Origin of the sequence: Synechococcus sp. R50.1 (assembly GCF_047462115.1) — a bacterium.
In the GTDB taxonomy this organism is placed as follows: Bacteria; Cyanobacteriota; Cyanobacteriia; order Thermostichales; family Thermostichaceae; genus Thermostichus.
Genome location: NZ_JANSIN010000001.1, coordinates 82,122 through 108,582, shown reverse-complemented (window position 1 = coordinate 108,582; position 26,461 = coordinate 82,122). Strand labels below are relative to the sequence as shown.

At 54.8% G+C, this 26,461-nt stretch carries 26 protein-coding genes; 12 read left to right on the top strand and 14 right to left on the bottom strand.

All coding sequences use genetic code 11. The annotated features are described in order from the left end of the window. Positions 1-444 precede the first annotated feature (444 nt). The 3 genes from NW870_RS00470 (at position 445) to NW870_RS00460 (ending at position 1,664) form a co-directional block, all read left to right on the top strand. A complete protein-coding gene (locus NW870_RS00470) occupies positions 445-588 on the top strand; it encodes a hypothetical protein (protein ID WP_011432125.1) in 144 nt (47 codons plus the stop codon). Positions 589-699: 111 nt separating this feature from the next. After that, positions 700-837, top strand: coding sequence for a glycosyltransferase family 2 protein (locus NW870_RS00465; protein ID WP_414373256.1), 138 nt, complete (start codon positions 700-702; stop codon positions 835-837). 44 nt (positions 838-881) lie between these two features. Beyond that, the gene (locus tag NW870_RS00460; RefSeq protein ID WP_414373255.1) at positions 882-1,664 is read left to right on the top strand and encodes a glycosyltransferase family 2 protein; all 783 of its coding nucleotides are present in this window, start codon (positions 882-884) and stop codon (positions 1,662-1,664) included. A gap of 95 nt (positions 1,665-1,759) precedes the next feature. Here NW870_RS00460 and NW870_RS00455 read toward each other — a convergent pair whose 3' ends face one another. Next, positions 1,760-2,275, bottom strand: coding sequence for a type IV pilin protein (locus NW870_RS00455; protein ID WP_414373253.1), 516 nt, complete (start codon positions 2,273-2,275; stop codon positions 1,760-1,762). Positions 2,276-2,505: 230 nt separating this feature from the next. Between NW870_RS00455 and NW870_RS00450 the strand changes: the two genes are divergently transcribed. Continuing rightward, entirely contained in the window at positions 2,506-5,406 is a 2,901-nt protein-coding gene (locus NW870_RS00450) for a methyltransferase domain-containing protein (RefSeq protein WP_414373252.1), read from the top strand. A 66-nt stretch (positions 5,407-5,472) separates the two neighbouring features. Then, a complete protein-coding gene (locus tag NW870_RS00445; RefSeq protein ID WP_414329087.1) occupies positions 5,473-6,801 on the top strand; it encodes a hypothetical protein in 1,329 nt (442 codons plus the stop codon). Positions 6,802-6,824: 23 nt separating this feature from the next. Here the strand turns inward: NW870_RS00445 and NW870_RS00440 are convergent, their stop codons facing one another. Beyond that, entirely contained in the window at positions 6,825-7,343 is a 519-nt protein-coding gene (locus NW870_RS00440) for a phosphoribosyltransferase (RefSeq protein ID WP_414373251.1), read from the bottom strand. Positions 7,344-7,408: 65 nt separating this feature from the next. Next, positions 7,409-8,329 carry a branched-chain amino acid transaminase gene (locus NW870_RS00435; RefSeq protein ID WP_414343490.1) on the bottom strand — a complete coding sequence of 307 codons (921 nt, stop codon included), beginning with the start codon at positions 8,327-8,329 and terminating at the stop codon, positions 7,409-7,411. Between the two features lie 427 nt (positions 8,330-8,756). Between NW870_RS00435 and NW870_RS00430 the strand changes: the two genes are divergently transcribed. Then, positions 8,757-8,966: a PepSY domain-containing protein gene (locus tag NW870_RS00430; protein WP_414373249.1), complete on the top strand. Its 210-nt coding sequence runs from the start codon at positions 8,757-8,759 to the stop codon at positions 8,964-8,966. 265 nt (positions 8,967-9,231) lie between these two features. Next, a complete protein-coding gene (locus NW870_RS00425) occupies positions 9,232-10,674 on the top strand; it encodes a hemolysin family protein (protein WP_414373248.1) in 1,443 nt (480 codons plus the stop codon). Positions 10,675-10,689: 15 nt separating this feature from the next. On the opposite strand, the gene NW870_RS00420 is transcribed toward NW870_RS00425, so the two are convergent. Next, positions 10,690-12,231 carry an aminotransferase class I/II-fold pyridoxal phosphate-dependent enzyme gene (locus NW870_RS00420; RefSeq protein WP_414373246.1) on the bottom strand — a complete coding sequence of 514 codons (1,542 nt, stop codon included), beginning with the start codon at positions 12,229-12,231 and terminating at the stop codon, positions 10,690-10,692. Positions 12,232-12,367: 136 nt separating this feature from the next. Between NW870_RS00420 and NW870_RS00415 the strand changes: the two genes are divergently transcribed. Beyond that, positions 12,368-12,934, top strand: a complete 567-nt coding sequence (locus tag NW870_RS00415) for a DUF2854 domain-containing protein (RefSeq protein WP_414343483.1) — start codon at positions 12,368-12,370, stop codon at positions 12,932-12,934. A gap of 177 nt (positions 12,935-13,111) precedes the next feature. On the opposite strand, the gene NW870_RS00410 is transcribed toward NW870_RS00415, so the two are convergent. The 3 genes from NW870_RS00410 to NW870_RS00400 all read right to left on the bottom strand — a co-directional run bounded on the left by NW870_RS00410 (position 13,112) and on the right by NW870_RS00400 (position 16,799). Continuing rightward, on the bottom strand, positions 13,112-13,489 hold the full coding sequence (locus NW870_RS00410) for a hypothetical protein (protein ID WP_414329093.1): 378 nt from the start codon (positions 13,487-13,489) through the stop codon (positions 13,112-13,114). An 84-nt stretch (positions 13,490-13,573) separates the two neighbouring features. Then, the gene (locus NW870_RS00405; RefSeq protein ID WP_414343481.1) at positions 13,574-14,755 is read right to left on the bottom strand and encodes an Ig-like domain-containing protein; all 1,182 of its coding nucleotides are present in this window, start codon (positions 14,753-14,755) and stop codon (positions 13,574-13,576) included. 76 nt (positions 14,756-14,831) lie between these two features. Continuing rightward, positions 14,832-16,799 carry an AMIN domain-containing protein gene (locus NW870_RS00400; protein ID WP_414373332.1) on the bottom strand — a complete coding sequence of 656 codons (1,968 nt, stop codon included), beginning with the start codon at positions 16,797-16,799 and terminating at the stop codon, positions 14,832-14,834. Between NW870_RS00400 and NW870_RS00395 the strand changes: the two genes are divergently transcribed. Then, positions 16,686-16,916 carry a hypothetical protein gene (locus NW870_RS00395; protein WP_414343508.1) on the top strand — a complete coding sequence of 77 codons (231 nt, stop codon included), beginning with the start codon at positions 16,686-16,688 and terminating at the stop codon, positions 16,914-16,916. The two genes, NW870_RS00400 and NW870_RS00395, sit on opposite strands and share 114 nt — an antisense overlap. A 329-nt stretch (positions 16,917-17,245) precedes the next feature. On the opposite strand, the gene NW870_RS00390 is transcribed toward NW870_RS00395, so the two are convergent. From NW870_RS00390 to NW870_RS00365, 6 genes are all read right to left on the bottom strand, one after another. Then, positions 17,246-17,968, bottom strand: a complete 723-nt coding sequence (locus NW870_RS00390) for a hypothetical protein (protein WP_414373244.1) — start codon at positions 17,966-17,968, stop codon at positions 17,246-17,248. Next, on the bottom strand, positions 17,968-18,675 hold the full coding sequence (locus NW870_RS00385) for a PilN domain-containing protein (protein WP_414373241.1): 708 nt from the start codon (positions 18,673-18,675) through the stop codon (positions 17,968-17,970). Before NW870_RS00385 ends, NW870_RS00390 begins: the two co-directional genes overlap by 1 nt. Before the next feature lie 60 nt (positions 18,676-18,735). After that, complete coding sequence (gene pilM, locus NW870_RS00380) at positions 18,736-19,854, bottom strand: type IV pilus biogenesis protein PilM (protein WP_414373239.1); 1,119 nt, start codon at positions 19,852-19,854, stop codon at positions 18,736-18,738. A gap of 219 nt (positions 19,855-20,073) precedes the next feature. Next, entirely contained in the window at positions 20,074-21,699 is a 1,626-nt protein-coding gene (gene kaiC, locus NW870_RS00375) for a circadian clock protein KaiC (RefSeq protein ID WP_414373238.1), read from the bottom strand. A gap of 28 nt (positions 21,700-21,727) precedes the next feature. Continuing rightward, positions 21,728-22,030: a circadian clock protein KaiB gene (kaiB, locus tag NW870_RS00370; RefSeq protein WP_011430723.1), complete on the bottom strand. Its 303-nt coding sequence runs from the start codon at positions 22,028-22,030 to the stop codon at positions 21,728-21,730. Between the two features lie 2 nt (positions 22,031-22,032). Further along, positions 22,033-23,037: a circadian clock protein KaiA gene (locus NW870_RS00365; protein WP_414357426.1), complete on the bottom strand. Its 1,005-nt coding sequence runs from the start codon at positions 23,035-23,037 to the stop codon at positions 22,033-22,035. 121 nt (positions 23,038-23,158) lie between these two features. Between NW870_RS00365 and NW870_RS00360 the strand changes: the two genes are divergently transcribed. The 3 genes from NW870_RS00360 (at position 23,159) to ruvC (ending at position 25,214) form a co-directional block, all read left to right on the top strand. Continuing rightward, positions 23,159-24,094: a nucleoside hydrolase gene (locus NW870_RS00360; protein ID WP_414373236.1), complete on the top strand. Its 936-nt coding sequence runs from the start codon at positions 23,159-23,161 to the stop codon at positions 24,092-24,094. A 78-nt stretch (positions 24,095-24,172) separates the two neighbouring features. Then, complete coding sequence (gene pgsA / locus NW870_RS00355; protein WP_414329287.1) at positions 24,173-24,691, top strand: CDP-diacylglycerol--glycerol-3-phosphate 3-phosphatidyltransferase; 519 nt, start codon at positions 24,173-24,175, stop codon at positions 24,689-24,691. A 10-nt stretch (positions 24,692-24,701) separates the two neighbouring features. Continuing rightward, positions 24,702-25,214, top strand: a complete 513-nt coding sequence (gene ruvC / locus NW870_RS00350; RefSeq protein WP_414329288.1) for a crossover junction endodeoxyribonuclease RuvC — start codon at positions 24,702-24,704, stop codon at positions 25,212-25,214. A 38-nt stretch (positions 25,215-25,252) separates the two neighbouring features. On the opposite strand, the gene carA is transcribed toward ruvC, so the two are convergent. Continuing rightward, positions 25,253-26,455 (bottom strand): glutamine-hydrolyzing carbamoyl-phosphate synthase small subunit, encoded by a 1,203-nt coding sequence (carA, locus tag NW870_RS00345; RefSeq protein WP_414373233.1) that lies wholly within the window; start codon positions 26,453-26,455, stop codon positions 25,253-25,255. Between the last annotated feature and the right edge of the window lie 6 nt (positions 26,456-26,461).

Below are 26,461 nucleotides of genomic sequence, written 5' to 3'. Positions count from 1 at the left end.
CTGGTCAATGCTGGAAGTCCAAACAATAACTAGGTCAAACTCCTTATTTGTAATTTGCTCAGACTGCTGCACAAAGTCATAGAGGTCATAGTCTCCCTCTGGGCACTCCACCAATTCCTTAGAGAGATTGACAAAGTTTAGTCCAAAGCCCTTGGCTTTCCTCTTGGGGCAAAGACTGACCTGCCGATCTGAAAGCTGCGGGGGCGGGATATAGTCTGGCGGAGTTGGCTAATTGAGGAGAATTCGCGGAGCATTGGCCTTGATGTCTTGCATTTCTCGACTCCCCAAGTTGAGCGGCAGGTTCTTCTAGCTCCTACAGGCTACTAGGATTGGACACAACAACAAGGGATCTCTGTTGCCCTGGAAAACGATAAGCCGAGCATAGGTTATAAGCAACCCCATGGATCCCTGTCTGCAAGAGCCAAATCCAGTTTACCTGCCTGGATGGCCCCTACCCAAGACGAGCTCTCCTACGACAATGGCATACCCATGGAAAGCTGGCGGCACACGTGCCAGATGGACTTGCTCATCTCCACCACCCATGCCGAGCGAGGTTTTGAGGCTGTACCCAGCGAAGTGGGAGGGTAGACATGAGATCCTGCCGGTATTTAGCCCTAGCCAAGCCTTTGCCGATAGCCGCTTCACTATCAATACTTGGCTAGGAGCCAAGCAATTCACCTAAAGGCTTGCAGCTCCACCATGGCCAGAGTTTGCATAATTACCACTGTTCGGGATCCAGGCGTGTGCTTGGAGTCGTTCATTCGCTATCACCTTGCCCTTGGAATTGCCCATATTTATATCTTCTTTGACGATCCAGAGGATCCCACTTTCAGGTAGCACTTCAGTTTCCCAATGTAACGGCTATTCCCAACGATGAAGCTTTGCAAGTCCAACAAGCATTGGGGAATTTTCTCTACCCAAAATATGGCCCTCATGTTGGCTATGAGGTCATGGCTCGTCAGATCCTTAACGTAGAAACGGCTATACAACTTGCCTTGGATCAAAACATGGACTGGATTCTTCGTATTGACGGAGACGAGCTTTTTTATCCTGGCCAGACAACGGCTCCAAATTGGTTTGATCGAGTAAGCGACGACATATTTCAAGTTACGTTTCTAAACCACGAAGCAGCTCCCGAAGCGTTTGAGATCGAAGACTACTTCCGCGAGGTCACTTTATTTAAGAGAAACCCTGCTATTTTGGATCCCGGATTCTATACCCAGTTTCAGAAGATCTCTAGTAAGAGTCAATACTTTTTGGCTTACCAGAATGGAAAGTCAGCAGCTCGGATCTATCCCTCTCTTCTGCCTAACAGCGTACATAGCTTTGATATTCCAGGGGATCATACTCTAGTAACGTCGTCTCCCTCTATTTTGCACTACTTGAACTGCGGATTCCAGAACTACTATAAAAAATACGCCCAACTGGGAAACTTTCCCGACTACTGGTGGCGCTCCAAGTCTAATCCTATTCGGGTGCCTTTTCACTTAACCTCACGGGATGCTTACTGCTCGGGAGATAGAACTCGCATGGAAGCTCTCTATCAGGAGTTTATACTTTACAACAATCCTGAAGCCAGTCAAAGCCTCATGGAAAACGGCATTCTCACACGCATTTGCTACCCTTCCCAGCTACTGTCATCTCTCTCTACCTCACCGGTTTAGTCTGAGCTCTTATCCGCTCTCCAGTGCGAGACTAGTCAGGGTAAGAAAAAGGCTCCCTATAGGGAGCCATGGAGTACTTGAAGTGAAAAGAGAAATTATTGAAAGACGTTACAGCTCTTACCAACAAAGGTATTCAGAGTAGGCACAGCTGTCTCCTGCGCTCCCAGCCCAATGGTGCATTGAATGTTATTACCAGACTTGTTGATGTATGGAGCACCGTTGGATGTTGTGTCCCACCTTAGTGCGTGAGGAGCACTGGTCGAACGTGCAGTAGGCACTGGATCTTGGTAGTTGGGAGCCCTCCACGGATCGTTCATGTACTTGTCAGTATGGTCTCCACCGAACTTGATCCTATCATACGTGTCAGGATAGACGCCGAAGTCGAGTCGGTAGACTTCAGAGGCACGGCCTACTTCAGTGAGAGCCGCTTGAGCTTCGGCTGTACGGGAGCGGCGCACTTGGTTTAAGAACTGCGGGATTGCCACTGCAGACAGCACACCCACAATTACAATCACCACCAACAGCTCAATCAGGGTGAAGCCCTTGGCTTTGGAGAGAATTTGCTGAGCCAGTTTGGCCCGCAACAGAGACTGACGAGACTTTGCGCTCATGAGTACCAGCTCCTTTAGCAAACTAGAGAGTTAACTGTGCAGCTCACCTGCTAGTGCTAACTTACCCCGCTCAAGGGCGACTCATAACAGCCTGCTCCCTGGCGCAATTGCGGATTTTTGCCAGATGAGCCTGACACAGGTCAGTGGTTTAGCTGAGCTGGCCTCAGCGTGGCAGACTAGGACTAGCGCTCTCTCTTCAGCCCATGAACCCTACCCCACAAGCTCGGATTTTGGAAGCCAAGCAACTGTTTCAGCAGTCTCCCGATGCCTTTGCGGAGTGGTTGGTTGCTTTTTACCGAGAGCAAGACGCAAAGGATTGGCGGGAGTTCCTGTGGGGTTTCTTTGACCTCTCCTCAGCCAATGATTTGGCTTCCCCCTCTGAGCCAGAGGCAATTACCTTGTCAGCGCTGGAGCAGGCCTTGGCTGCTGGCCAGCTGAGCCTTGCTTACCAGCTCTACACGCCTCTGGTGAGAACAGGGATCCTGTCCCAGGAGAAAGTCTTGGATTTGTTGCTATCCCTCGCAAGTCGTCTGGAAAACAGCCCCGCGCAGGAGCCGCAGCAGCGTCTCCAGGTTTGTCTGAAGCTGCGGGAGATGGCCTTTGAGCTGGATCCAAGCCGGCGGGACAACACCCAAGTTTTGCTGATGCGGGCTCTGCAAGCTCAGGACGAGCTGGCAGTTGGCTTTTATGGGCAGGCTTTGGCGGAGCAATTGGCCAGTTTGGGAGAAGAGCAGACCCTAGACATCACCCAGGAGCCCCTCCTGACTCAACTTCTCACTCGGCTATGGGATGACGGCTACCTGGATTTGTTTTTTGAGGTGGCCACAGCTTTACAAGCTCGTCTTTTGGAGGACCAGAAATCCGGATTTGCTGCTTTGCTAGCCCAGCTAGCCAATGCGGTGGATCCCGAGCAAGCCAATCGCTACAAAGGGCTATGGATCATAGAGGACTTGATCGGCGATTTCTTTCAAAAAGCAGCTTGCGCTCTTTTTCAAAACTCTACTAGCGATGGCTATTCCATTTTAGGAGAAGCTCTCATCACGGCGGCCGAGAGCTCACAGGTGCAAGAGAACTTTACTCTTCGTCTATCCCTTCTATCAGAATCGCTGGAAAAGTTGATCCATGCTGCCCAGCCAGAACGGATAAACCTTGTTATCCAGAAAATTATAGACTTAATTTTATCGAGGGAAGCCGACTTAGGATCACTAAGAATTAACGATGAAAATCTACTCGAGAGTCTAACGATTGCTAAAGTCATTCTGTTTCGAGTTTGCTTTTGCTGGAGCTATCTAACTGATGATCGTTCTCTGATTCGTCGTTACCAGCAGATTGGTGGTAGAATCTTTAACGATTGCCTAAGCTTAATGGCTTCTCAGCGAGACTTCCTCTGGTCAGAGTATTGGCAGAGAAACCAGCAAGATTACTGCAGATCCGGTAGAGCTGAGCGCAAGTTGCGAGTAGGCTTTCTGGGTAACTGCTTTCAGCGACATTCGGTTGGCTTTCTCAGTGAGGCTACTCTCAGGAACCTATCTCGCGATCTTCTGGACGTTGTCTACTACTACTACTACCAGGGGTGGAAAAATGAAGATATGGCCAGTCATGACAATATGTATCAAAAGTTTCGCTCTCACGAAAATCTCCATTTTCGCTTTTTTCCAGGAGAAACCAAGCCGCCTCAAGTAGCTGCTCAAGCGCGTGAGGATCGCATCGATATCATGGTTTTTATGGACTCCCTTACCAGTCACGATGCCAGCATCGTAGCAGCTTTGCGGGCCGCTCCTATCCAAATTGGTTGGCTTGGCGGAGATGCTGTCGGTTTGCTAGAATTTGATTACTTTTTCGCCGATCCCTATATCCTTCCTGAAGACGCCCAAGCCGATTACCATGAAAAAATTATCCGCCTGCCTAGCTACTGTGCTGTTGAGTATCTGGACATTACTCCTGCAGATGAGGTGAATTTCAAAAACAAGCTGAGAATAGGCCCGCAAGATATTGTTTTCCTAACTGCGGCCAGTGCTTACAAGCGTACCCCCGAATGTATTGATGCCCATCTGCAAATCCTGAAAGCTGTTCCCAAGGGGATCTTGATCGTCAAAGGCTCGGGGGAAATTGCCACGGTTATCAGGCGTTACCAGGAAAGAGCTAAGGAATTGGATGTTTTGGATCGCGTCCGTTTTCTATCTCAAGCAAGCAGCGTGGAAGAGCACCGGGGCCAACTAGCTTTGGTGGATCTTGTTCTCGATACCTTTCCCTACACAGGTGCAACCCACACTATGGAAGCTCTCTACATGGGTGTGCCAGTTCTTACCTTAGTAGGTCGCCATTACTACGGCCGAATGAGCTATAGCTTACTTAGGAATATAGGTCTTGATGACTGTATTACCTGGTCAGTTGAAGAATTTATTGAGCGAGGAATCCAGCTGGCTAACAATCCAGAGCGACTGGCCAAGGCCAAACAGACTATTCGAGAGTCCTACAGTAAGTCGATCATCTGGGATCCAAAACGTTTGGCTATGGCTATTGAAAAAACCTATTTTGATCTGGCTCATAAACATCAGATTATCGACCAGGTTCCTCCTCTAGACGGGGGTGAACCTAGACTCCAGGTCAGTCAGCGTATCCGCCTTCATATAGGGGGAAAAGATCCCCATCCAGACTGGAAGATCCTAGACATCCAACCAAGAGAGTACGTGGATTACGTTGGCAACGCTATGGATCTCAGTCAATTTGAAGACAACTCCGTAGAAGCCATCTACGCCTCCCACGTTCTGGAGCACTTCGACTATGTGCGAGAATTGCCTGTTGTTCTCAAAGAGTGGCATCGAGTTTTACATTTCGGTGGCCAGTTAATGATTAGTGTTCCTGACTTACCTACTCTTTGTCACCTTTATATAGAGGAAGGAGCTTCCGCCGAGCAGCGATTTAGTATTATGCGCATGATGTTTGGTGGACAGACAGATGAGTATGACTATCACAAAGTTGGTCTCTCGTGGGAATATCTGTTCATGTTGCTGACTCAGGCAGGCTTTCGGATTATCCGCAAGGTAGATCGGTTCGGCTTATTTAATGACTGTAGTGAAATGGTTGTTTTCGGTAAACCTGTTAGTCTAAACATAATTGCGACCAAGTAAATTAAATTAAAATAAAAAAAGTTGTCTGGTTCTAGGCAATTCCTATCTCCCTAACTATCTTTTGGTATGAAATCAGTAGTTATTATCACCGCAGCCGACTCCAAGTTCTTCGATCTAGTGCAGGGAACTGTTCTTTCCATCCGAGGTAAGGAGCAGGGTAAATCTGTTGAGATAGGCTTCTTCGATTTGGGCTGTACCCCTGAGCAAGTAGACTGGCTTTCAAAACACGTCAATTACATTGTTGAGCCGGATTGGAACTATAACTTTGCTGGAGTTGAGAGTGTGCCTTCTTATCTGCGGGGATTACTAGCTCGGCCCCGGCTACGTAGGTACTTTCCAGACTATGAAGTTTATATTTGGATTGACGCAGATGCTTGGGTTCAGGATTGGTTCGGGATTGACTTGCTCATCCAGCGAAGCAAAAAGCGAGGGCTAGCTATTGTTCCGGAGATTGACCGAGGGAATAGATTACTCTATGGCCCAAAAGATTACCTAATTGATCTTAGTGAAGCTTACAGATACCACTTTCCCAGTCTGAGTGTCGAGGACTTACATACGTACCCCCTCCTTAATGCTGGTGTTTTTGCAATGTCCTATACTGCCAAGCACTGGGATCTTTGGGACTTTCGGCTTTCTCAAGCTTTAGCTAGAAGACCTTCTATCATAACCGATCAACTCGCTCTAAATGTAGCGGTCTATCTAGATGGGCTACTTAAGGAAACAGAACTTCTACCTGCCTATTGCAATTGGACTTGTCACTACGGACTGCCAAAATGGGATCCAAGGCAAAACCTACTTGTTGAGCCTTACCTACCTCACACTCCTATTTCTATCATACACCTAACCAGCCATAGTAAAAGAGAGGGAAGGCATGTACTATTGACCACTGAAGATGAGAAAATTGAAATGAGCTTAAAGTTTAGCGATGCCTCGCTGGAACACCAGAAGCAAAGCTTGACGCCTGCTTCCGCAGAGCAACTGAGTTTTACTACTTTAGGGATTTATCTAAGCCAGATTAATCTAGCTCTTTTTCCCGATTGGGATCCAAATCTTCGGGAATCAGTTACTGCAAGCTTGGAGCCTTTACTAAAGTCTATTCTGCTTAGTTCCAATCCTCAGCATTACGCTTTGATCGTGTCTGCAGAGCCAGACTACGGGATGGCGGAGTCAGTTCTGGAAGCCGCAGCAGCTAACGTTACTATCGAGCTTATGGATTTGGGACACGAGTTAAGTGTTGAGCCGTCTATTTCTTTGGTTAAAACTCTTAACTCTGAGCAGTGGAAGCGACTACTGGCTCGGGTTGATTACTACTACCCCCTTACTCACGAGCGAATCCCCGCAGGGATCCAGCCTGCCCTGGATAAGCTGCCCCGCTTCGAGTTTCCTACTGGTTAGAGCCCTGAGGTGATAAAGAAAAGTTAACCGGAAGAGCGTAGCAACTGCATCAGCTGCTGAGGCGTCATCTGCTCGTAGGGCTCAAAGGGCTGGTGGATCCAAGGGTTATCCGGCAAATAGTCCACATAGTAATCCGGCTGATAGATGGAAGCTGCCTTATACCAGAGCACACCGGTGCGGATCTCCTCGATGTAGAAGCCGTAGTGGTGCTTGAGCCAGTGGACAGAGCGCTTTAGGGTCATGCCAGAGTCTGCCAGATCGTCCACCAACAGCACGTGGCTGCCCAGGTTGGCGGTGGTCATGGCTAGATCCCGCGAGAAGGTCAGTTGCCCCCGCTGGCGGTTACCGGGCCCAGAGTAGGAAGAGGCTGAGAGAATAGCCAGGGGCAGGTCGAAAAGACGGGCCAAGGTATCGCCGATGCGCAGCCCCCCCTTGGCAATACAGACGATTTGGTTAAATTCCCACCCGCTTTCGTAGACTTTGACGGCCAACTCCTCGATTTTGCGGTGGTAGTCGGCCCAGGTGATGGAAATTTCGTGCAAGGGATCCCCCTCTACCCATCTAGAGTGCTCAGTTTAATAATGACGCTTCTCCCCTCGACTAGGGACTAGCTTTCTTTCAGAGGGATCACCTTCACCCAATGGGCATAGGCCGGATCCCGATTTTCGGTAATTGCCGTCAGCTTCTGCCGCAACTGCTCGGTGATGGGGCGGGAGGGGGGCAGGACGTACTGCTCGATCTGGCGAATGGGGGTGATCTTGGCAGCAGTGCCGGTTAAAAAGGCCTCGTCAGCAATCAATAGCTCCGATTTGTCAACGGGCCGTTCTTGGGTAGGGATCCCCAGATCACGGGCCAGGGTGAGGACACTGTCGCGGGTGATCCCTTCCAAGATGTCTTGGTCGAAGCTGGGGGTAATCAGCACGCCATTGCGCACAATAAAAATGTTCATGCCCGAGGCCTCGCTCACCTTGCCTTGTGAGTTCATCAAAATGGCCTCGTCATAGCCAGCCTGCGCCGCCTCGGTTTTGGCCAAAGAGGAAGTGATGTAGGCGCCGGTGATCTTGCCCCGCAGCGGCAGGCTGCGATCCTCTTGCCGGGCCCAAGAGCTGATGCGGCAACTGACCCCCTCCGGCGAGAGATAATCCCCCAATTCTAACCCGTACACGAAAAAGTCTTTCTCGATGTTGTGCAGCCGCGGCGAGATGCCTAGGTCGGAGGTGTACACCAAGGGGCGGATGTAGAAAGACGTGGAGGGACGGTTTTTTCGGATCAGCTCGACGATCACCTGCTCAATCCGTTCAGCAGGGAGATCAAAACAGAGCAGGCGGGCGCTTTGACTCAGTCGTCGGCAATGGCGATCCAGACGGAACACCAGAACTTGATCCGGGTTTTGCGGATCAGGGATCCCGCGTAGGCCGCCGAACGCCGCTGTCCCGTAGTGCAGAGCATGGGTGGCAATGGAGATCTTCGCCTCAGCAAAGGGGACAATCTGGCCCTGAAAGTAGGCGTAGGGCAGAAAATCTGGCATGGTCGGCACCCACCGGGGTAGGAATGAGAGGTAGGAATATTATCACCGATTCGTGCAGTGCCGGGAGCTCCAACGTCAGCATGACTTCCCTGCCTGTAGTAGCAGCACGCGGGATAGGCGTAGAGGTATTCCTCCCCCGCAGCAGCGTTGTTTAGCCAGTCAGTTTCCGAGAGGGTTGGATTGGAGAAGCAAACAGTTCGTAGCTGAAGAGGGGCCGAGCAGCTACACCCTATGACGCAAAGGGGGTGAACTCCTTGTGAAGGCAGCAATGCTCCTTGTGGCAAGGCTTCTTTGGTCTCAGGGTGGTAGGGTAAGGAGGTGGTTGCTCAAGCAGCTGTAAATAAAGTCTGCAAAACTTTCGATTGCTGCCTTACTTTTGCTTGGCATTTTGTCCCTCGGCGGCCCGATGCTACTGGTAGGTGGGAGCATGAAAACTGCTTTTGCCCAATCTTCTGCTCCGCCTATCCCCATTGAGGAAGCTATTCGGATCGCTCGATCTGCTGTTCCCAATGCTGTGATCAAAGAAGTTGAGTTGGAGCGCGAAGATAGACGCCTAGTTTGGGAAGTGAAATTTACCAACGATATTGAAGTTAAGATCGACGCCACTACCGGCAATATTGTCGATATCGACGACTAGCACCCAGGAGATGCCCCCTGCATAGGCGGGGGTGAGCGTTGCCGGAAAAGGCTGTAGCTGCTACTGCTTGATGAAAAAGTAGCGACCTTGAGAACTGCGAAAGCTGGGTTGTGCAAAGGTCAGGGATCCCTTTCCTTTTGGGCATGGGGAAAGCGTCTACACGGTAGCTGCCTGATGGCTGAAGCCGGTTCGACAGCTGGCTAGGGACAGGTGGTGGGTTCAGGCTGAGCTAGAATGCTGTCTATCCGTCTTGCTGCTCCCCCTGATGGACGACCCCCCTTTAGCCTCGACGGCTGCTTTCCCCAACACCGAGCTTTCGTGGGGAGATGCGTCGCTTAGTCTCCTTTGGGTCATCGGTCTTCTGGTCATCAACGCTTTCTTTGTCGCAGTCGAGTTTTCCTTGGTATCGGCGCGGCGCTCCCGCATGGTGCAGTTGGCGAGCGAGGGAAACCGCCAGGCGGCAATTGTGCAAAAAGCCCAAGAGCAACTGGAATATGCCCTCTCCACCACCCAGTTGGGCATTACCCTGGCCAGTGTGTTGTTGGGCTGGATCGGGGCTACGCAAGTGGCGCCGACGCTGTTTCTGGCCTTGAGGCAGTTGGCTTGGCTTCAGAACCTGGATCCGGCCCTTATTCGAGGGGTGGCAGTGGTGCTGGTGTTTTCGCTGCTTACCTACTTTCAGATTGTGGTGGGGGAGCTGATCCCGAAGACTCTGGCCATTCTCTATTCGGAGCCGATTGCGCTGCAACTGGCCTGGCTCAATCGTTTGGTCAGCCGTATCCTAAGACCTTTTGTAGAGCTGCCCCGCTTTTCCTCTCGGTGTGTGCTGCGGCTTTTGGGAGTCCAGATTCCGGAGGCCAGCTCCTTTTACAGCACCATGACGGTGGAGGAGCTGCAACTGTTGATCGCTTCCTCGGTGGAGTCGGGCAACATTGAGGCGGAAGAGCGAGAGCTGTTGAGCAACATCTTCGAGTTCGGCGAGACGGTGGCCAGCGAGGTGATGATCCCGCGTACCAGCATCGACGCTGTGCCGGAAACTGCAACGGTGCAAGAGGTGCTGGCCGAGGTGGCCGAATCAGGACACTCCCGTTACCCGGTCTACGGCGAGTCTTTGGATGACATCCGCGGGCTGATCCACGTCAAGGAAGTCATTGGGGAGCTGGCCAAGGGATCCATAGATTTGCACAGCCCCATCACCAACTTCATCCGCGAGGCCCACTTTGAGCCGGAGAACAAGCCAATTGCCGAACTGTTGCCCGAAATGAGGCAGCACCACTGGCCGATGGTGATGGTGGTGGATGAGTTTGGCGGCACGGCGGGCCTGATTACCGTTCAAGACTTGGTGGAGGAGATCGTCGGCAAGCTCTCCGATGGCCCGGATCCCAACACCAAGGAGCCGGACATCCAAGAACTTGACGAAAATACCTTGCTCATCCAGGCTCAGCTAGATATTGAAGAGATCAACGAGCGCTGTGGCCTCAACCTGCCTCTGCACGAGGATTACCAAACGCTGGGGGGCTTTTTGATCTACCACATGCAGAAGATCCCACGTGCTGGGGAAAAGTTCACCTACCAAGAGATGGAGTTTCAGGTGGTGCGCATGGAGGGGCCACGGGTGGATCGGGTGAAGGTAGCCCGCCGCCCCGGCACTCCGGCAAACTCCCTGCCGCTGCTCCCCCCAGCGCAAACGGCAAAAACCCGTCCATAAACCTGCTGGAGAGGACTAGGCCGTTGCTTTGACCACCTTCAGGGTTTGTAGGCGCACATCCTCTGGGCCGTTGATAAAGCCTCCTGCCTCATGCACCAACAGCAGATAGTCCACCGCCTCTTGGGTCACCTCTTCTCCCGGCACCAAAATCGGGATCCCAGGCGGATAGGGGGAAATGATTTCGGCGCAGGTGTGGCCCGCTGCTTCTTGGAAAGGCACCCGCTGAATGGGAGCAAAAAAAGCCTCCCGGGGTGATAGCCGTTGTGGTGGCAAGCAAGGACGGGGCAGTTGTGCCAGCCGCTGCGTTTTTTCCATTGCCGCTTTGGATGGGCGGGATCCCTGCGCCTGCTTGGCCAAGGCGGCAAAGCTTTCCACCAGCCGGTCGATATCTCGCTGGGTATTGCCGATGCTGACAATGAAGACCACGTTGTGCAGGGTGGACATCTCCGGCTGCACGTGGAAGTGATCGTTAACCCAGTCGTGGGCGTCGAAGCCGAACAACCCCAGCTCTGTCACCGTTACCGTGAGACGGGTGCGGTCGAAATCGAAAAAACCAGGGGTGGAGCCGATACGCTCTGGGCCAAAACAGCGCAAGCCGGGGATGCGGTTGAGACGGGCGCGGGCTTGATCTGCCAAAGCCAAGGCTTGGCCCAGCAGGGCTTCTCCCTCCAGTGCCATCTGCCGCCGTGCCACATCCAGCGACATCATCAGCACATAGCTGGGACTGGTCGATTGCAGCAGTTGCAGAATGTTGCGCACCCGGTTGGGGTCGATACGGGATCCCTGCAGGTGGAGCAGCGAGGCTTGCGTCATGCCGGAGATCACCTTGTGGGTGGACTGCACCACCAGATCGGCTCCGGCTTCCAAGGCCGAAATGGGCAATTCCGAATGAAACCCAAAATGGGGCCCGTGGGCCTCGTCCACCAATAGCGGTAGGCCATGGGCATGGGCGATGGAGGCCAAAGCCTGCACATCGCAGCAGACCCCGTAGTAGGTGGGGCTGACTACCAAAACGCCTTTGGCATCGGGATGCTCCGCCAAGGCCCCCTCCAAACCGGCTGGGGTAATCCCGTGGGCAATGCCCAGCTCCGGGTCAAAATCCGGCTCGATATAGGCCGGCACCGCCCCAGAGAGGATCACCCCGGCAATGGCGGATTTGTGGCAGTTGCGCGGCAAGAGGATCTTGTCTCCCGGATCGCACACCGCCATCACCAGCGTTTCCACGCCGCAGGTGGAACCGTTGACCAAAAACCAACTGCGATCGGCGCCGTAGGCCGCTGCAGCCAGCTCCTGGGCCTCTCGGATCACGCCATCGGGATCGTGGAGGTTGTCCACCTCTGGCAACTCGGTCAGATCTGCCCGGAAGACGTTCTCTCCCAAAAAGGTCCGCAAGTCGGCAGGGATCCCACGTCCCTGTTTGTGGCCTGGCGTGTGAAAAGGAGCCTTATCCAAGCTGCAATAGTGGCGGATGGCCTCAAATAGAGGTGCTCGCTCCTGGGCTTTGCGATCCAGCGAGCGCAAATGACGGGAGATTTTGGACAGATCGGACAGAACCACAGACCACTCCTCAACACACCAGGTGGACATTTCTGTGATTATCCATCCCAATGGAGGTTAAGTCCACCGCCGGCCCTTTTCCTGCTAGCCTGGGTTTTCAGGTTGCCTTTCTTCTTCTTCTGCAATCTTGCCTGCGATGTTCGAGAAATTGCCCTTCCCCGTCAGTACCCTCGTTTTGTTGGCCGGAGTTGCCGCCACGGCTTGGGGCTTTGCCCACTACAACGATCCTACCTTGAACTTGATCGGCCTCTTCGCCGGGATCCCCTTGCTGTTGGGAGGGATAACCATGAAGGTAGTGGAACTCAAGCCGGTACCTGCCCTGGCCGCCCCTTCTCTCGAGGTGATCCAAGCCCGCGCCCAGCAGGCCACGGAAATTCAAAAGCAAGTCCGCGCCGATATCACCAAATATAGCTACGGGGCTAATGCCCACCTGGAAGATGCCCTGGAGTTTCTGGGTCTGCGCGGCCCTCTGGAAGCAGATCTGCCCAAGGTGAGAGGGTACAGAGAAGAGCTGCGAGATGGCCGGTATACCTTGGTGCTTCTGTTCGATTCCCCCAAGGTTCCCTTTCAACAATGGCAGGAAAGCTACCAGAAAAAAATGCAAGGCTTCTTTGGCCGAGATGTGGAGGTGCAACTGGAGCAGCCCCAAGAAAATCAGGTGGAATTGGCGCTTATCGCCCGAACAGGATCCCTGACCACCTGAGCAAGGCTTAACCTTCCACCTCATCTGTCAGTTTCACGACTTTTTCACGGGTCGGCTCTTAGAATCAGAGCATCTCATAGGGAAGGTGTGTTGAGGACTGAAACACTAGAGGAAGGATAACCAGGGATCCCATTGGCTGGGATCCCTATTTTTTTCCATCGAGGGGGCGGGAAAGAATTAACGGGATCCCTCTCTGAGCAGCACAAGGATAACCCCGGCAATGATGCTAATCGTGGCTCCTGCGATCAAGCTGGTTGCCAGCCGCTCTAGCCGCTCCCCAACCGATTGAGCAGTGTCGAACTTGAAGCCCAACTTATCGACATCGGCGGAAAGTTTGCTGACACTTTGGGAGAGGTTATCCACCCTGTCGGTCAGGCTATCTACTCGGTTAGTCAGGTTGTCTACTCGATCCGTGAGGTTATCCACCTGCTCGGTCAAGCTATCCACCCGGTGAGACAACCCATCGACGCGCCCCAGCACTTCCCTCTGCTGGTTCACCAAAACTTCTACAACACGCTCAATCCGGTCTAGCCGATCCTCTGTGGGGGTTGTCATCAAATTGATCTCGTAGGTTCCTAATCTTAAAGTAAACAAACGAGCAAGGGATCTTTGTTGGTAAAGACTCTCCAGCCCATCAGGCTAACTCTTATGGGCCTCAGCCGCTTGATCCTGAATAATCCAGGTACGCAGGATTTGAATTTCATCAGCGCTCAAGTGACCTAGGCGATCCATGCCGGTGCCGTTGCGACGAATATAGGCCAATTCTGGGGATCCACTGCGTCCGATAAAAGATCCGGGAGACTCTCCCTGGGGATCACTCACAGGAACCCTGGGCGTAGGTTCAGCTCCTTCCCTGCCCTGCGACAACAAACTCAGGGCATCCACTCCCCCCCCATTCAAACGGATCCCTGCAGCTCGCTGGATGACAGCATGACGAGCTAACCAACGCGGTTTGAGCAACTCGCTATTTTCCGATCCCGGCGTTACATAACGCATCACCGCAGCATAACTATCTAAAGGGCTGCGCCGCATCCGACCGGCCTGCTGATGACAACCTACACAACTGGCTTCTAGCAAGGGCTTAATATCTCGCTGGTAACTGTACTGAGGCTCGGTGCGGAAAGTCAATTCTATGGGCTTTTGTAAATCCAGCTCTTTGGCTGCAGGCAAGAGTATTCTGTAATCTGTGCTGTAGCTGAGTAGCTGTAAAGGCTGAAAGATCAGCTCGTTTCCCTGAATGTCAAAGGCCACCTCCACAGGGGGCTGGATCCCGAAGGCTAGACCTGTTATTCCGGCTGGAAGCTGTCGATCAAAACGCAGATGGATATTTTGGTCAATTGGGATCCCTCTTTGGCCATTGGAAGGATTGCTGGAGACCAATGTAATTCCATTTGCAAAGGGAGCAGTAGATTCTACCTGGGCTTGCTGCATCGGTGCTCGCGGCTGTAAAAGAGCCAACGCATCAGGATAGAAAATGGTATGCTGCTCCAATTGAGCGGGGGAGGGGTTTTGCTGCCAAACGCTGCGAGGCATTCGCACGGTAAATAGAGGGGCTTGCCGATCCCCGGCTTGTCCCAGTACCTCCAAGGTGATCTGCTCCGGCTGCGGTTGCGCTTGGAATTGTTGCGCCAAAGCTCGCCAAACCAGAGGACGTGATTGCTCGACTAGCTGCGAATAGCTCTGACCCTGTACCGGTAGAGAAAGGCGATAGGTTTGTGACCACCCTGCGTCAATCGAAGCCAGCACCCAAGCCAGAACCAAGCTGAGCAATAGGGATCCCAGTCTCAACCAAAATCGGCAAGAAAAGCTTGACCTTAGCATTTAAACCAAGATGTCTTTATAGGAAGGTAACTAGCTCAACAGGAAGAAAGCGGCTTGCAGCGATAAAGATTTTCCTTCAGTCCTCCAAAATTGTCGGCGTAATTAGGACTACAATTTCAGTTCTCTCATTTATCGTATTTTGCCTACGAAAAAGAGAACCCAGCAGAGGAATCTCAGAAAGCAGTGGAACCCTGTCAACAGATACTCGATCCTCCTCTCGTATCAAGCCTCCCAAAAATAGGGTTTCTCTGTCTTTCAGTCTGGTTTGCAAAGTTCCAACAGAACGCTGGTTCAGCAAGCTAATTACGGTGCCATCTGCCAAATTAAATTGGCTACCGATGGATGAAATCTGAGGAATGAGATTTAACGTAACATAGCCATTATCGTCAATCCTAACATTTTGAATAAGCAAGTTAACTCCTGCGTTTCCCTTCTCGAAAACAACTACTGACTGGCCTGTTGCGGGATCCGTTTGTATTCTCCTGTTGGTAATGACTTCTTGGCCAACCACAACAGCCGCACCGGTGTTGTTGGCAACGACTACTTTTGGATCGGCCAATATCTTAGCTGTCCCCGAAGCAATAGATGCATCTATACGAGCTGCAAGAGACTGCTGGAGCCGGTTTAAAGTATTAAATACAAGTGAGCCCCCAGTTGCTGGAGCCGGAACCGAACCAACGTTAGGAACTGAGGATCCCTCGGGTTGGCTAAGAGGAGTTCCACCAAAGCTGGTATTATCTCCAGAACCCAGCGCAAAGTTTCCAGATGCACCACCTAATGCAACTCCTAAGTCAGAGTTGTCGTTAAGGTTAATCTCGATAAACCTGGCGCTAATCAAGACCTGTCGACTTCTGAGATCAATTTGGGCAAGATATGCTGCTATTACGTCATGTTGGGTAGGTGTGGCAACAATAGTCAGTGAATTCGTTCTTGGATCTGCTTGAATGGCCGATTCCTGAGCCAAAGGAATGTTTGATGCTTCCAAAATGGCTAGAATTCTGCTTCTAATTTCACTCGGAGTAACACCTAGCTGCCTAGCCGTGATTTCAGTTGTTCCACCTCCACCTGCGGCACCGGCAGCAGTTAAATCAAAGTTTTGGATCTCCTCTTCGATTCTCAGTTGATTGAGTCTGTACGTCTTGACGATCTGCTGGCCAACCCCAGGGAGTGTAGTACCAATGAAAACTGTTTGCCCTACGCGAGACGCTTGAAGCTCCTTCAAGCGCAAAATAAAGTTAAATGTTTCTTGTAGAGGTGAGTCAGCTACATCTAGGGAAATCGTCAAGTCCGGAGGCACATCATTGAGAACTACATTAAGCCCAGCTCGACGCACCAGTAGGCTTAACACATCACCTACAGGAGCATCTCTTAAGGTCAAAGTGATCTTGGCATTTGAACCCAAATCCACCGGGGGAGGAGCTGGAATAATACTGCCAACGGCAAGATCTCCAGCCGGGGGAGCCATTGCTCGACCTTGAAACGGAGAAACATCAGGATTGACAACCCCTGGCGGCAGTTGGGGTTGGTTGAGCTGGTCCACAGAAGGCACCTGAGAAATCACGGGTGCAGCAGGAGCAGCAGGTGTGGGAGGAGCCGCTTGAGTTGTCTGCGGAGGGGCAGGGTTTTGAGCGACCGGTTGGGAGGCAGGGGCAGAAGCTGCGGGCTGAGGAACAGGAGCCACGGGCTGAGGTCGGTTTAGTGACGCCGGTTGGCCGGGCGCTGCTGGGTTGGACGAGGGTTGAGGGGGAACCGCCGCTAGGGGGGCCGGTGGGGCAGAGGGTAGGCCCTCAAAATCGAAGACCAACTGCGTCGGGCTGCGCCGAGCCAGCAAGCCTTGGGGAGCTGCGGCCACGCCGGCTATTTCTATCCGCACACTGTCATTGCCTAGTTGCTTAGCCTCGATGAAACGCACCCCCGGCAAGGGAGACTCTTGGCGATAGCGGCCCTGGCTTCCGCTCAATTGAGCATTGGTGATGTCCCCGATCCAAGATTGTCCCTGCTGGGTAAAGAACACCTGTGGGCGAGCGCCCCCTTCGGTGTTGATCTCCAACTGCATGCGGTTGCCGTTGGGCACCAGGCGGATATCTGTGATGCGGCTGAGGCGTTGCGGGTTTGCGGAGGTCAACTGTTGAGCGGCTGCCTCATTGACCCGGCTTTCTAAGGCCAATGGGGGCAGGGACAGGATCAAGCCCAACGCACACCCATAAGCAACTCGACGGTTCATCATCCTCACACCTCACTCCTTCACCCAGTCGTATTCTTGCTTCACCTCGCCACGGGTGCCTTTGGCCTCGTTCACCCCGTGCTTCCCTAATCAAAGCCGAAATCTCGGACTTTGCCACTACCTGTAGCCGTTTCGGGAGAAATTTTTCCCAGATCTTCGATTTGGCAACACTATCTGTGCTGCACCGGCGATTGTTCCCGTCTTCTGAAAACCCAAAAGGGATCCCGCACTGGCAGGATCTCCCCCTGAGCCGAAGCATAGCTAGGCTATTGGCTGGGTGCTGCCTGTTCTCCTTCAGGGGGGGCTTGCCCTTCAGGTGGAGGAGCAGTGCCCAACGGAACGTCTTTGTTGTAGATGTAGGCAATCAAATCAAAAGCAGCGTCCAGTTCCCCTGTGTCTTGAACAGGATTTAAGCTGATGTTGCTCACCCGGAACAGCGTGCGCAGACGTTCTATATCTCCCATCAGATTGATCAGCTCCGTATAGGGGCCACGCAGAGCGACACGGGTGGTCTGCACTTGGATGGCGGGAGCGATGATCCCAGGCACTTCCGGATTGGCCGAAGACGCTGGAGTCAGTGGAGAAGGGCTAAAGCTGCGCAGCTCGCTGTTGGGCTGCCCCTGCACCAGCCGGTTGAGATCCAGCAGTTGCGTGTCGGCATTCTCGGGGGTGGAGAGCAGGGCACTGATCTGTTCCCGCTCCACGCGAGCTCTCTCGACCTGATTGGGCACATCTTGCAAACTGGCAATCTGGCTCTTTATGTCCTGCAACTGGGTGGTTTTGTTGGCTACCTCCCTTTCCAAAGCCTGTACCTCCTCGATCAAGGGGCGAAGTTGGGTGAAGGCCAGAAACCCCGCCGCGCCTAGCCCTGTGATCCCGATTAAAAGACCAATTCGAATGGGGGTCAGCTCCACGCCCAGCAGTACCGGCGGCCCTGCCGGGGGAACCACCAGTTGTTCGTCGGGAAAACCTTCAACCGATCCAGTCATCAGTTCGCCTCCACTCGACGCAAAATGCGGATCTTTTCAACCAAGCCTATCGCTCCCCGCTGCTCCAGCTCGCGGGTAAATTCCGGGTCGGGATCCCCCAGAGTACGGATGGTTACGGTTATGCCGTACTCCACGCTGGGTTCAGTTACGTCTGTACCGTCCACCCGGGAGCTGCTGTTCAAGACGGCGCTGGTCACAAAGTTGGAATCCAGCAGGGTGAGCAGAAAGTCGTTGACCAGGGGAAAGTCCAGCGCTCCTCCTTGAATGTTGACGGTATCCCCGGAAGCGCTGATGTTGGTTATCCACACCCCCTGGCCGGGGATCTTGCGCCGCAGCTCTTCCAAGATGGCCGACCAAGGCTGGACGGATCCCAGAAAGGAGCGGAACCCTTCCGTTTGGGCGCGAATGGTTTGCAGCTCTTGATTGGCATTCTGCAGCTGGGACAACTCAGCATTGGCTGTGCTGAGCTCACTGTCAAGGCGAGCCCGCTCCGCCCTCAAGGTTTCTCTCTGGCGGGAAAAGCTGTCTTGGAAATACCAAAAAGCTCCCATCGCTACAGCAGCAACAGCAACCCCCAGGCCAATGGCCGGGATCCAATTCTGGGATCCCTTTGCAGCCTCAGCTGCGACTACTTCTCCCCCACCTGTTCGAGCTGTGGTGAGGACATCCGGCCTTTCTTTGAGGAAATTGATCTCCGGTGTGTACATCTCTTTAACCGCCTTGTGCGCTATTCCATCGGTTGGGCGAGCTTGCGCTGCCTGCTGCCGCTACTTGGTGTCTTCCCGTAACGCCAACCCCAGGGCCACTCCCATTGCTGGGCGTTCCTCCAGGGGCAGTTCCACTGAATCCGGCACGACAATGTTGCCAAAGGGATCCGCCAACTCCACCGCCACGCTCAACGACTGAGATAAGAAGCCGTCGATTTGGCCGATGCTTGCCCCAGTTCCGGCCAGCAGTACTTTCACCACAGGCGAGCTGCTTTCTGTGCTCGTAAAGAAGTCGATGGAGCGCTTCAGTTCATCCGCCAAATCGGAGACAACGCGCGTTACTGCTGCTACACCGGGATTGCTGGGCGCTGGCTGTTCTCCCGTGGCCAAAATATCGGTGGGGTTGATCAAGGGTAACCTCAGAGTTCGCAACAGGTCGCCGGTGCGGCTAACCGGCAGATTCAGGGATTGGGCCAGCACCTGCCGCATGTGGATGGTGCCGATGTTGACGGTGCGGGTAAATTGCGGGATCCCGTTCACCAAAATGCTGATCTCGCTGCTGTCGTAGCCGATGGAGCTGAGCAACACGGCCTCCCGGGGGCCGTACTGGGTTAGCTGATCGCGGATGGTGCGAATGAGGGAGAAGCTGGCCAGCTCCACACAGCGCACCTGCAAGTTGGCCACCTGCAGCACCTCCAGGTAGTTGTCCACCACCTCTTTGGGGATGGCCACCAGCAAGACTTCGATGCGCTCAATGCCATCCTGGGAAAGATCGAGACCCAAGGGCTGGTAGTCGACATCCGCCTGATCCCGCGGATAGGGAATGTAAAGTTCGGCCTCCTGCTCCAAAACCACCCGGCGCAGCTCATCGGCAGGTAGGTCGGCAGGCAGGCGAATGAGACGAACGATGGCCTCCCTTACGGGCACTGCTGTGGCTGCCGGCAGGTTGGTGGGTACCTTGTTTTCATTGAGCAAATTCATCAGGATCAAGCCAACTGTGCTCGGATCGAGGATGCGTCCTTCGACCATCGCCCCTTCCGGCATGTCCACGCTGTGGTAGTGGGCTAGACGATAGCGACCATTGCCCTGCTTTTTCAGTTGGGCAACGGCGATGCGCTCGGGGTTGATGTCCACCCCAAGCATGGTTCGGGTTTTGGAACCACCAAGAAAACTAAACACGCCGGGAAACCCCGCCCTTTGCGCTACTGCTAGAGGCATACTACCCAATTTGTAGGTGGGTTACCACTGTTCGCCATTGGCCGCGGGGAAATCCTTGTCTGGGCCGATCCCTCCCTGCCAGCCGCAAGTGCAGGGCTTGCGCGGTGTTGAGCGGTGTTGGAAATTCGCTTGACTCAACGGGTCTGTTGCCGCGCCCACTCACGGAACTGTTGTAACCGCTCACAACCCTTCTTCCTCGAGGGCCTGGACGTTTTGCACAATCCGGGAGAGCTCGTTTTTCTCATCCACATTGATGCGGGTCGGGGATCCGCTGATGATGCGCTCGTAGCCCCGGAAGGAATCGCGGATTTGGATGCCCGCATTGGAGATCAGGTACTCGCGGATCCCTTTGTCGTGCCAGGATCCCCGCATTTTGAAGACGTTGAGGGCGCGGGCCATTTCTCCGCGGATCTCCACGTATTGCAGCAGGATAATCGTGTCGGTGATGGTGGAAATATGGGATTCGGTGATGGAATGGGATCCCATGAATTGGTCGGTGGTGTTGGTGAAAAAGCCGGTGATCTCCTCCTGCTTGGCCAGGCCAGTTACCCCGATTACAAACTGGCGGAAGGCATTTTGGCTCACTCCCCGCGCCAGGGCTGACAGGGAGTCGATGGCCATGCGGGAGGGCTTGAAGGCCATCATCTCGGTTTTGATCTTCTGCAGGTGGTCTTCCAGGCCGGCAGATTCTGGGTAGGCGCAGATGATCTTGAGGAGGCCCTGCCGCTCGAACTCTTCCAGCTCAATGCCCCAGGAGGAGGCGTTGCGGGACAGCTGCGCCCGCGACTCTTCGTAGGCAAAGAGAATGCAGCGTTCCCCATCCAGGCAGCCCCGCTCCAGGAATTTGCTCACCAGCGAGGTTTTGCCCGTGCCGGTGGCGCCGGTGGCCAAAATAATCGAGTCCTTGAAGAAGCCGCCGCCGCACATTTCGTCCAGCTTCTCGATGCCGGAGGAGACCCGCACGTTGGAGGAGCGCTGGGTCAGTTGCATGGCTCCCAGGGGGAAGATGTTGATCCCGTCATTGGTGATGGTGAAGGGATATTCCCCCTTCATGTGGGTGGTGCCCCGCAGCTTCAAGATCTCGATGGTGCGCCGCCGTTTCTCTCCTTCCAGGATGTTGCGCAGGATCACCACGTTGTCGGAGACGAATTCTTCCACACCGTAGCGGGCGATGGGACCGTACTCGTCGGTGCGCTCTGTGGTCATGACGGTGGTGACATTGGCCTGCTTGAGGCGGGCCGTCAGGCGGAACAGCTCCCGCCGCACCACACCGGCAGGGTCGTATTGCTGAAAGATGGCTGTCACTGAGTCGATGGAGACCCGCTTGGCTTTGTATTTGCGAATGGCGTACTGGATGCGCTCGATGAGGGCCGACAAATCAAAGTTGCCGCTCACCTCATAGCCTTCGGGATCGGGGGAAGCGTCCAGGATAAACAGTTGGCCCCTGTCGATGAGGGCCTGCAGATCCCAGCCAAAGCTGGAGGCATTGCGAATGATATCGGCGGGGGTTTCCTCGAAGGTGACGAAGATCCCCGGCTCTTGATACTTCACGATGCCGTTGTAAAGGAACTGCATGGCAAACAGGGTTTTGCCGGTGCCGGAGGTGCCGCTGACCAAGGTGGTGCGTCCCAGGGGCAGCCCACCGTGGCTGATGTCTTCAAAGCCCTCGATGCCCGTCTGTTTTTTGGGGATCCCTCGCAGCTCTGAGAGATCCGCTCGGTGGTTGTCTGGGGTTGGTTCGGTGGAGTCCTCTGCGGTGTTATCTTGTGGCTTTTCTGGCTCAGAAGGCCCCAATGACTGGTTCATCCCACTCTCCTTGCTCCTGCAGCCTGTCTCAAGCCTCTTCGTCCAATTCTTCGTAGAGCAGATCCAGGCCGATGAGCACTTTCTCGCGGTTGGACAGATCGCCAATAATCTTCCGCACCGGTGGCGGCAGGATTTTGGCCAAGGTCGGCGTTGCCAAGATCTTATCTTCCTCTGCCAGTTGCGGATTTTTCAAGACATCGATCACCTTCAGGCTGTACACGCCGCGGAACTCCTTTTCCAAGATGTCTTGCAAGGTGCTGAGGGCACGCAGAGAATTGGGGGTGTTGCCCGCCACGTAGAGCTTGAGAACATAGGCTTTGCGAGTGGACATATCTAAGGATCCCTTGGAGCGGTTTTGGGAATGGAGCGGCGGTACATTTCGCTCAGGTGGGCCATCACATCGATCAGGGTAAGGCGGTAATCCAGCAGGATCTCTTCGCTGCGGCCTTCCAGCTTCAATTGTTTGGCAAAGTCTTCCATCAAGTTCATGTGCAGCTCCAGCAGTTGAGCAGCGCCGATATCGGCAAAAAAGGCCAAGGCCACCAGTTCATCGATGCGGGCATTGGCGGTTTCGGGAGACTGAAAGTATTCCAGGACAATCGCCTGGTAAAGGCCGCGCAGCCGTTGCATCAAAGCTCGCTGCTCGTGGGGCGGAAGGCGGCGATAAAACAGCTCCGGGTCACGATGATAGTACACTCCGGCATAGCTCAGCCGTTCTCGCAATTTCTCCGCCAGCCGTCGCTGTTGTTGGTTGCTGTAGGCCAGGTAGGGCTGATCGCTGGGATGCACTGGGCCCTGCGGGAGGCCGCAAGTGGGAGACATCTGCAGAAACAAGGCGATGGCCCGATCCACCAGCAGCTCCAAGACGGAAGGGGATCCCGAAGCGGTACAGTCGGCCCGCACCTGCCCCTTCAGCTCCTGTGGCGAAATGGGACGGACGAGGGTGGCGTTGTGGTAGAAAAACTGCTCTCGCTTGAGCAATGCTTTCACCAAAGATGAGGTGGCAGGGATCTCTCCTTCCGTCTCCGGTGTTTCCTTTTGCAGGTGGGATTCTTCCAGCACAATCGCCAACACCGTCGGCAGCAGCAGTCCCCACGCGCAGAGCTGATTGCCCAGATCGTGCAGCTCTTGCAGCCGAGTGGGATCCACCAGGAGCACCAAGCAATCGACATGGCCGTCTTGTCTCCTGAGAGCCTCTAGGAAGGTAGCTTGATCCTGAAAACACTCGACAACAAAGCGTTCAGGGGGTAGCCAGTCCTCGCAAGCTAGGGGCTCTCCTGCTGGCGGCTCCCAATCCAGCAACAGGTTGATGCGCAGTGGATGGGTGTCAGGCAACAAGACAAAGGATGAAGATATATTTCCTATCTTAAATCTGACCGGGATCCGCGCTCACCGGCCAGAGGAAAAGAGCGGGAGAAAAACCTAAACTAGGGGTGAGTGAGCTGCTGCCGAGATCCCTATGGTGCCCCTGATCATCGACTGTGACCCTGGCCAAGACGATGCGGTGGCTCTGCTGCTGGCTATGGCGTCGCCAGAAGAGCTGCAATTGCTGGGCATTACCACGGTGGCTGGCAATGTCTCCTTGGACAAAACCAGCCGCAATGCTCGACAGATCTGTGAATTGGCCGGTCAGCCGCAGATGGGGGTGTATGCTGGCTGCCCCCGACCTCTCTTGCGCCCTCTGGAAACCGCCGAGCAGGTGCATGGCAAAACCGGGATCGACGGAGCGGATCTGCCGGAGCCCCAGATGCCTTTGGGATCCCAGCATGCGGTGGAGTATCTGATTGAAACCCTGATGGCTGCCCCTGAGCCGGTTACCTTGGCTTTGCTGGGCCCGATGACCAACTTGGCAGTGGCCCTGGTGCAGCAGCCCCGGATTGTGGAGCGCATCCAGCGGCTGGTGTTTATGGGGGGATCCGCCTTTGAGGGGAATGTTACCCCGGCAGCCGAGTTCAACATCCTCACCGATCCCCACGCCGCCCAGATCGTGCTCAGCGCCGGGATCCCGGAGGTGGTGATGCTGGGCTTGCACGTCACCCAACAGGTCCTCAGCACGCCGGAGCGGATTGAGCGCATCCGCGCCCTGGGCACCCGCGTTGGGCAGACGGTGGCCAATATGCTCACCTTTTACGGTAAGGTCGACGTAGAACGCTACGGGCTACCGGGAGGGCCATTGCACGACCCTTGTGTGATTGCCTATCTGTTACAGCCGCAGTTGTTCGAGCTCAAGCCCTGCTACGTCGAGGTGGAAACGGCTAGCCCCTTGAGCCTGGGCCGGACGGTGGTGGATCGCTGGGGATCCAGTGGTCGCCTCGCCAATGTTCAGGTGGCTTTTGGGGTGGATGCCCAGGGGTTTTACCACCTGCTCACCGAGCGCCTGGGCCGTTACCGATAATTCTGATAGTTCTGATCCTTGAGGCCAGATCCGAAGGTGGAGAATCCCAGTGCCGTCCAACGTGCCAAGCTGGAGTGGGTGAACCTGCCCACCGCCGTCACCCTGCTGCGGCTGGCAGGGATCCCTTTTGTTTTGCTGGGCCTGAGCCTGCGATCCCCACTGGGGGAGAGGTTAGCCCTCTGGGCGTTCCTGTTGGCGGCGGCAACCGATTGGCTGGATGGCCATTTGGCCCGCCGTTATGGCTTGGTAACCGATATGGGCAAGTTTTTGGATCCTCTGGTGGATAAGCTGCTGGTGTTGGCGCCGCTGCTGGGCCTGCTGGAACTGGGGCGGATCCCCGCTTGGGGCGTGTTTTTGCTGGTGGGGCGGGAGCTGGCCATCGCCGGCTGGCGGGTCAACCAAAGCCAAATCCGCGGTGCCAATTTCTGGGGCAAAGCCAAGACGGTAACCCAAATCCTGGCCATTGCTTTGCTGATTCTGGGGTGGCCGGGAGGGATCCCTTGTTTTTGGGTGGCGGTGGTTCTCACCCTGATCTCGGGCCTGACCTACCTGCACACCGATCATCCCCATCATGCGCAGTCACCCGGCAGGCCATAGCCCTTGTCAGATCCCCCCGCCCCTCGCCGACAGAGGAGACACCCCACCTGAGCAGCGCATCCTCGGCCTAGATCCAGGTCTGGGAACCATGGGTTTTGGTTGCATTCTGGCGGGATCTGCGGGGTTGAAACCTGTGGATTATGGGGTGATCAGCACCCCCAGCCAACACTCGATGCCGGAGCGGCTGCAAACGCTGCACGAGGATTTGAGCCAGTTGCTGCGCCAACTGCGCCCGCATCAGGTGGGGCTGGAAAAACTTTTTTTCTACAAAATGGGCAATACCATTGCCATCGCCCAAGCCCGTGGCGTGATCCTGCTCACCTTGGCCCAGCATCATCTGTTGCCGGTGGAGTTTACGCCCGCCCAAGTCAAGCAAAGTTTGACAGGCTACGGACGCGCCGACAAGCAGGCTGTACAAGCTGCCGTGGCCCGGGAACTCAACCTGCCCAGCTTGCCCCGCCCGGATGATGCCGCCGATGCCTTGGCGATTGCCATCACGGTCTGGCACCACCGCTTCTCTTGAGGGATCCCCTCCCTGCCTTCGGCAGGAGGTGAAAGATGTTAGCGTTGAATAGCTAAAAAAGTTCGGTGCTGCAGCATCAGCTCCACGAACTCCCGGAAGAGGTGATCGGCGTCGTGGGGGCCGGGGCTGGCCTCCGGGTGATACTGCACAGAAAACAGGGGCAGGTGACGGTGGCGGATCCCGGCCACGGTACGGTCATTCAAGTTGAGGTAGGTGATTACCACCCCATCGGCGGGGATCGAAGCGGCATCCACCGCAAATCCGTGGTTCTGGCTGGTGATCTCCACTTGCTTGTCCAGCCCACAGGGATGGTTGAGGCCCCGATGGCCAAACTTGAGCTTGTAGGTGGATCCCCCTAGGGCCAAACTGAGAATCTGATGGCCCAGGCAGATCCCAAATAGGGGCTTCCCGGTTTGCAGCAGCGCTTGCGTGGTGCGGATGGCCGTGGTCTCTGCCGCCGGATCCCCTGGCCCATTGGAGAGGAAGATCCCATCGGGGTTGTAACTCAAAATCTGCTCCGGGCTGGCATTGGCCGGCAACACCATCACCCGACAGCCATAGCGGGTAAGGCGGCGCAAGATGTTGCGTTTGATGCCAAAATCCAGGGCCACCACCCGCAGGGGCGGCTCCGGCACTGGGATCCCTTGGCTGCGGCCATAGTCCCAATCGGCAGGCGTAGGCTCCAGCCACTCGTAGGGTTGGGGAGTAGTAACTTCCGCCACCAAGCTCAACCCCTGCATGGAAGGAGCCTGGCGCACCCGCTCCAACAAAACCTGGGGATCCAAAGTCTCCGTGGAAAGGGCCCCGTTCATCACCCCCTGGGAGCGCAGCCGCCGCGCCAAAGCCCGCGTGTCCACCCCGGCAATGGCCGGGATCCCATATCGTTGCAGGTATTCGGGGAGGGTGGATGTAGCCCGCCAAGAGCTGACCAAGCGAGACACGTTGCGGGCAATCACCCCCGCTACTTGGGGCCGAGCCGATTCTTCATCCAGCTCATTCACTCCGGTATTTCCCAGCTCAGGGCAGGTGAAAGTGACCATCTGCCCCCGGTAGCTAGGGTCGGTGATCACCTCCTGGTAGCCGGTCATGCCCGTGTTGAACACCACCTCGCCCACTGCCGTGCCCGGCGCCCCAAAAGACCAACCGGCAAAGGAAGCACCATCCGCCAGCATCAGCAGGGCAGGCTGACGAGATTGCCAAGGAAAGGTTTTTTCCTGAAGGATTGGGGAAGAAGGGGCCATGCGCTA

What these genes read in the sequence shown, in the direction of transcription:
- NW870_RS00470 (WP_011432125.1), top strand. Translation starts at nt 445, where the DNA reads ATGGCCCCTACCCAAGACGAGCTCTCCTACGACAATGGCATACCCATG.
- NW870_RS00405 (WP_414343481.1), bottom strand. Translation starts at nt 14,755, where the DNA reads ATGCTAAGGTCAAGCTTTTCTTGCCGATTTTGGTTGAGACTGGGATCC.
- kaiB (WP_011430723.1), bottom strand. Translation starts at nt 22,030, where the DNA reads ATGTCCACTCGCAAAGCCTATGTTCTCAAGCTCTACGTGGCGGGCAAC.
- NW870_RS00415 (WP_414343483.1), top strand. Translation starts at nt 12,368, where the DNA reads ATGTTCGAGAAATTGCCCTTCCCCGTCAGTACCCTCGTTTTGTTGGCC.
- NW870_RS00445 (WP_414329087.1), top strand. Translation starts at nt 5,473, where the DNA reads ATGAAATCAGTAGTTATTATCACCGCAGCCGACTCCAAGTTCTTCGAT.
- NW870_RS00455 (WP_414373253.1), bottom strand. Translation starts at nt 2,275, where the DNA reads ATGAGCGCAAAGTCTCGTCAGTCTCTGTTGCGGGCCAAACTGGCTCAG.
- NW870_RS00425 (WP_414373248.1), top strand. Translation starts at nt 9,232, where the DNA reads ATGGACGACCCCCCTTTAGCCTCGACGGCTGCTTTCCCCAACACCGAG.
- NW870_RS00360 (WP_414373236.1), top strand. Translation starts at nt 23,159, where the DNA reads ATGGTGCCCCTGATCATCGACTGTGACCCTGGCCAAGACGATGCGGTG.
- kaiC (WP_414373238.1), bottom strand. Translation starts at nt 21,699, where the DNA reads ATGAACCAGTCATTGGGGCCTTCTGAGCCAGAAAAGCCACAAGATAAC.
- carA (WP_414373233.1), bottom strand. Translation starts at nt 26,455, where the DNA reads ATGGCCCCTTCTTCCCCAATCCTTCAGGAAAAAACCTTTCCTTGGCAA.
- NW870_RS00435 (WP_414343490.1), bottom strand. Translation starts at nt 8,329, where the DNA reads ATGCCAGATTTTCTGCCCTACGCCTACTTTCAGGGCCAGATTGTCCCC.
- NW870_RS00410 (WP_414329093.1), bottom strand. Translation starts at nt 13,489, where the DNA reads ATGACAACCCCCACAGAGGATCGGCTAGACCGGATTGAGCGTGTTGTA.
- NW870_RS00430 (WP_414373249.1), top strand. Translation starts at nt 8,757, where the DNA reads ATGAAAACTGCTTTTGCCCAATCTTCTGCTCCGCCTATCCCCATTGAG.
- NW870_RS00465 (WP_414373256.1), top strand. Translation starts at nt 700, where the DNA reads ATGGCCAGAGTTTGCATAATTACCACTGTTCGGGATCCAGGCGTGTGC.
- NW870_RS00385 (WP_414373241.1), bottom strand. Translation starts at nt 18,675, where the DNA reads ATGTACACACCGGAGATCAATTTCCTCAAAGAAAGGCCGGATGTCCTC.
- NW870_RS00390 (WP_414373244.1), bottom strand. Translation starts at nt 17,968, where the DNA reads ATGACTGGATCGGTTGAAGGTTTTCCCGACGAACAACTGGTGGTTCCC.